The following is a 309-nucleotide window of genomic DNA, read 5'->3' as shown; positions in this document are numbered from 1 at the left end:
CAGCGGATCCTTTCAATGACAACCGAGTGAATACGCAAAAAATTATGCGCTGGATGGGGTTGGATTCATCAGTAAACGAAAGCAGAGAAAAGCTGTTTGAGTTCGAGCCGGTAATAGTCGCTGCCATGCCTAATGACATCCGTACCTCATACTTGAACGCAATCTACAACCCAGCGGGTGTTTTGGCTGTGTGTTCGCGGACAGTGAACCCTGACAAGGTGCGTGAAGTGTCAGCGGCTTGTTTAACAAAAGAGTCCTCTGAGTCGGTTATTGCGGCGCTAGAGCTTCCTGCTCAACCATCGCTAACAC

At 49.2% G+C, this 309-nt stretch carries 1 protein-coding gene; it reads left to right on the top strand.

The window, feature by feature from the left end:
• Positions 1 to 26 precede the first annotated feature (26 nt).
• Positions 27 to 309, top strand: a 283-nt coding sequence (locus Q4528_RS13270) for a toxin YdaT family protein (RefSeq protein ID WP_303521974.1), incomplete at its 3' end; no start/stop codon positions are given.

This window comes from Staphylococcus pasteuri (assembly GCF_030547725.1).
Lineage (GTDB): Bacteria > Bacillota > Bacilli > Staphylococcales > Staphylococcaceae > Staphylococcus > Staphylococcus pasteuri.
The sequence above is the reverse complement of the archived record's forward strand: the minus strand, read 5'-3'. Positions and strand labels throughout refer to the sequence as shown.